General features: G+C 60.8%; 6 protein-coding genes. 1 reads left to right on the top strand and 5 read right to left on the bottom strand.

The window, feature by feature from the left end; genetic code table 11:
* Positions 1-470: DUF1236 domain-containing protein (locus EOC06_RS33520; RefSeq protein WP_128309808.1), on the top strand; the 470-nt coding region annotated here is incomplete at its 5' end.
* Positions 471-596: 126 nt separating this feature from the next.
* On the opposite strand, the gene EOC06_RS33515 is transcribed toward EOC06_RS33520, so the two are convergent.
* From EOC06_RS33515 to EOC06_RS33490, 5 genes are all read right to left on the bottom strand, one after another.
* Complete coding sequence (locus tag EOC06_RS33515; RefSeq protein WP_013531546.1) at positions 597-761, bottom strand: DUF3309 family protein; 165 nt, start codon at positions 759-761, stop codon at positions 597-599.
* 145 nt (positions 762-906) lie between these two features.
* Positions 907-1,524: a flavodoxin family protein gene (locus EOC06_RS33510; protein ID WP_128309807.1), complete on the bottom strand. Its 618-nt coding sequence runs from the start codon at positions 1,522-1,524 to the stop codon at positions 907-909.
* Positions 1,525-1,903: 379 nt separating this feature from the next.
* Positions 1,904-3,244: a sorbosone dehydrogenase family protein gene (locus EOC06_RS33500; RefSeq protein ID WP_027036451.1), complete on the bottom strand. Its 1,341-nt coding sequence runs from the start codon at positions 3,242-3,244 to the stop codon at positions 1,904-1,906.
* Positions 3,241-3,681: a DUF2231 domain-containing protein gene (locus EOC06_RS33495; protein ID WP_027036450.1), complete on the bottom strand. Its 441-nt coding sequence runs from the start codon at positions 3,679-3,681 to the stop codon at positions 3,241-3,243. Before EOC06_RS33495 ends, EOC06_RS33500 begins: the two co-directional genes overlap by 4 nt.
* A gap of 141 nt (positions 3,682-3,822) precedes the next feature.
* Positions 3,823-4,286, bottom strand: a 464-nt coding sequence (locus tag EOC06_RS33490) for an alpha-ketoglutarate-dependent dioxygenase AlkB (protein ID WP_164898889.1), incomplete at its 5' end; no start/stop codon positions are given.

Below are 4,286 nucleotides of genomic sequence, written 5' to 3'. Positions count from 1 at the left end.
AGCTGAAGACTGACGAGCAGGCTCAGGGCAAGGCCGGCACCACCACCGACCAGCAGGCTCAGGACAAGGCCAAGATGCAAACCGACGAGCAGGCTCAAGGCAAGGCCGGCACCACCACCGACCAGCAGGCTCAGGACAAGGCCAAGACGCAAACCGACGAGCAGGCCCAGGGCAAGGCCTCGACGCAGGATACGACGTCGACCGGTTCCATCAACAACGTGACGGTGGAGCAGAAAACCCAAGTCACCCAGATCATCCGGGAGACGAAAGTCGAGCCTGTGTCCAACGTCGATTTTGACATCACCGTCGGCGTCGAAGTTCCGCGGCAAAAGGTCAGGCTGCATCGTTTGCCGGCTCGTATCGTCAAGATCGTTCCCGCTTACGAAAGTTACGAATATTTCGTGCTTGCGGACGGCCGGATCGTGATCGTTGATCCGGATACGTTCAAGATCGTCCTGATTTTGACCTGATATGTCCGAGCAGCGGTCCGCCCTCCAGAGGGCGGACCGCCATTGCTGGGCTGCTATGGATTCAAAGCAACACGCAAAAGGGACTGCAAGCGGCAGGTGATACACCCTGCCACCGCATCGCGAGGGCTAGAGACGCCCGAGCACGACCAGGATAATGACTATAAGCAGCAGAAGACCGAGGCCGCCCCCGCCGTAATAGCCGGTGCCGTAGAATGGCCCGCCGCCAAGCCCACTAAAACCGCCAAGCAATGCAATGATCAGAATGATGATAAGAATTGTGCCGAGACCCATGACTTGCTCTCCTGTTTGCGGCTTCGCGCCTTAGAGGGAGCGGCGGTCGCCGGCTGATGTGATTATGAACTCGCTACAAGCCTTCCTGTTCCCGACTGAGACCGCATCGACGCTGCCAGGTTCAAGGATGTCAGGCGAACAAAGGTCACCCCGAGACGCCCAAGTAGCCCCGGTCTTTCAGCAATCCAGCGAGATGGGCGGCGTTTGATGCTGCCATTTCGATCGCACCCGAGACTTTTTCCGGAGTCGCCGGCAGATCGACATAGTTGACCTCCTGCATGGCCTCGCCGACCCAGTAGACCCCGCCATTGGCCGGGATGGTGAAGCCAACATCGTTCAGTGCCTGAAAGCATTCCGCGTGGCAGTGATGCGCACCGTCCTCATTGCCGACGATGGCCACCAAGGCCACCTTTCCTGCTGCCGGCATGCGCCCTTTGTCATCGGTCTCCTCGAGAAACGCATCCATCCGCTCCAGGACGCGCTTGGCCACACTCGAGGGCTGGCCAAGCCAGATCGGGAGGCCGAGTACGAAAATGTCGGCCGCCAGTATTTTTTCTCTGAGTTTCGGCCAATCGTCGCCCTCGCCCATGTCGGAGAGCACGCCGGGCTTGATATCGTGACTGAGCGCACGCACGATCTCGCCCTTCACCTCGTATTGCATCAGCGCCGCCAGGACATCGGCGAGCAACCGATCGGTGGAGGATTTTTCCCTGTCGTTCGAAGCTTTGAGCGAGCAATTGAGTGCGAAGGCCGTAAGCGGCATCTGGATCTCCCTGCATTGTCCTAATTGCAAATCGCCGCGACGACGTCGCGACAGCCCATTCGCCCGTTGCGGGAGCGCCCGGCATTTAACGCCAGGGTTGAATGCTTGTTCCGCCAAGCGGACCAACAGGCCGGGGGCGAGATGGCCCCCTCCTCCCACTTGGTGACGGTCCAGCCGGCTCACAGGGGCACTGACCACTACTGGAGGACAGACAGCGATGAGCGATTCCGACGCAGGCTGTCTGGCGCAAAGAACCTGCAAGGTCGCGTGATCGCCAACTGCGGCGAATTCCTGCCGATCGAGGCACCGGCAGAATTCGTCAAGGCGTTGGTGGAATTTGCACCGAGATAGGTGAAGCGATCCGCGTTTATGCAGGTGCCTACTGGCTCGCGGAAGTTACGCGCCAGACCGTGTTTCCGACATCGTCGGCGATCAGCAACGCGCCCGATTTGTCGACGGCAACACCGACCGGCCGCCCGTGCGCCTTGTTGTCCTTGTCGAGGAAACCGGTGACGACATCCTGCGGCTTGCCGTCTGGATGACCGTCCTTGAACGGCACGAAAACGACCTTGTAGCCGTTGAAGCTCTTGCGGTTCCAGCTGCCATGCTCGCCAACAAAGGCGCCGTTGCGATACAGGTCCGGCAGGTTGGTTCCAGTGTAGAACGCCAAGCCCAGAGGTGCGACGTGGGAACTCAAGGCATAATCGGGAGGGATCGCCTTGGCGACCAGGTCCGGCCGCTGCGGCATCACGCGCGGGTCGACATGCTGACCATAGTAGCTGTACGGCCAACCATAGAACGCGCCGTCCTTGACCGAGGTCATGTAGTCGGGAACCAGGTTAGGACCGAGCTCGTCGCGCTCGTTGATAACAGCCCACAGCGCGCCGCTCTGCGGCTCCCAGCTCAGTCCGTTGGGGTTGCGCAGGCCGCTCGCGAAAACACGATAACGGCCAGTGGCCCTGTCGACTTCCCAGATGGCGGCCCGGTCCTTTTCCGCCTGGATGCCGTTCTCGGTGATGTTGCTGTTGGATCCAATGCCGACATAAAGCAGAGACCCGTCGCGGCTGGCCACGAGAGACTTTGTCCAGTGGTGATCGATAGGCCCGCCGGGCAACGGCGTCAGCACGGTGCCCGGGGCGGTGATCTTGGTGTCGCCCGACGTGTAGGGGTACCGCACGATGGCGTCGGTGTTGGCGACGTAGAGATCGTTGCCAACCAGGGCCACACCAAAGGGCGAATTGAGATGATCGAGAAAAACCTCCTGGACATCGGGCACACCATCGCCGTTGGTATCGCGCAGCAGGGTGATACGGTTGCTTCCTTCGGTGCCGCCGCCCGACGTCGCCATGGACTCGATCCAGCCCATGACCAGGTCTTTCGGCCGCTTGATCGCCGCACCGGGCGGCGCCACGGATTCGACCACCAGAACGTCACCATTCGGCAATGTGTAAAGCGAGCGCGGATGCTTCAATCCCTTGGCGAAGGCCTGGATTTGCAAACCCTTGGCGACCGTCGGCCTTTCCTCCTGTTTCCAACCGATGACCGACGCGACATGCATCGGCGGCACCAGATACTGGATCGGTTCAGGCAGCGTCGGGTTCGCTCCGACCTGATCGGTGGGATCCGGTTCGTTGTCGCTGCATGCGGGCAGCACCAAAATCGATCCGCACAGCAGACCGAGGCTGGCGATCCGCGGGATATATCTGGCGGAGACATTCATTCGACCACCTCCACTTGAGTGCGGCCGGAACTCCATCCCAGCAGGCTCAGCAAGAGAATAACGATCACGGCGGCGGCGGACAGGATGAGCCCCGTCGGCATGACCGAGGTCCAGGCATCCCGGCTGTGCACCAGTGCGTTGAAGAGCGATATGACGAGCACGACGAGGCTGCCGAGGAGATATGGCCATACGCGCCCGGCTTCACCGGAAAGCCGGTCGGTAAACAAATCGACCAGTGCTGCAAGAACCGCGAGCACGCCTACAAGCAGGCCGGCAAGCAGCAGCCAGGCGGAAAAATCGGCCCACATCATTTCAGCGCTTCGCCAATAGGCAACGTCGGTCAGCAATGTGCCGACGAAACATGCATTTGCGACTGCCATCGGCGTTCTATGCAACGGACGCCTGGCGGCCACCAACACGGATCGGGCGCGGGCCATGGACATTCTCCACCTTTGAAGCTGTACCTGTCCTCCAAACCAACTTGTGGTTGGGAGGTTCCCGGAACCGTTTGCGTTCAAGAACTCGTGATGGCGCTGACGATGCCTCAGAACGGCGAGGTGCGCGATGCTCCTGCGGAGTTAGCGCAATGTCCGCAAGGTGATCGAGTATCGATGCAGGTCAACTGGCGGAATGCTGTGCTCCCATTCCGTGCGCGATGATCCAGTCATGAGATACGCCGACCTTGGTTCGACGACGATGGTCCGGCGATCCCACTTGGCGCCATTCTTCCGCCGGAGCCGGAAGCTGCAAGGCGCCAGTAACGAAACACCCGCAACGTCTTCGAAATGAGGTTTGTCTCGATGCCAGCCGATGCCGGCGCCGGGCCGGTATTCATTGATCAACACTTGCGCGAAGGCATCGGCGGGCTTGCCTGCCAACGCCGCGATCTGGTCGCGCAGGGCCAACAGGAAGTCAGGGATCGGCGGGGCCTCGACCACCTGGCGCCTATCGTAGTCGTAGCGCAGGCCAAAACCCACGACGCGCCGGTTTGCCAGATGGCCATGGAAATCGAACGCCTCGAAAGGCAGGCCTTCGAGATGCC

The organism is Mesorhizobium sp. M7A.F.Ca.MR.362.00.0.0 (assembly GCF_004023175.1).
In the GTDB taxonomy this organism is placed as follows: domain Bacteria; phylum Pseudomonadota; class Alphaproteobacteria; order Rhizobiales; family Rhizobiaceae; genus Mesorhizobium.
Note: the sequence above shows the minus strand (reverse complement) of the source record. Positions and strands in the feature narration are given on the sequence as shown.

Excerpts from the sequence above, each read along its gene's own strand:
- EOC06_RS33515 (WP_013531546.1), bottom strand. The coding sequence starts at position 761 with ATGGGTCTCGGCACAATTCTTATCATCATTCTGATCATTGCATTGCTT.
- EOC06_RS33510 (WP_128309807.1), bottom strand. The coding sequence starts at position 1,524 with ATGCCGCTTACGGCCTTCGCACTCAATTGCTCGCTCAAAGCTTCGAAC.
- EOC06_RS33500 (WP_027036451.1), bottom strand. The coding sequence starts at position 3,244 with ATGAATGTCTCCGCCAGATATATCCCGCGGATCGCCAGCCTCGGTCTG.
- EOC06_RS33495 (WP_027036450.1), bottom strand. The coding sequence starts at position 3,681 with ATGGCCCGCGCCCGATCCGTGTTGGTGGCCGCCAGGCGTCCGTTGCAT.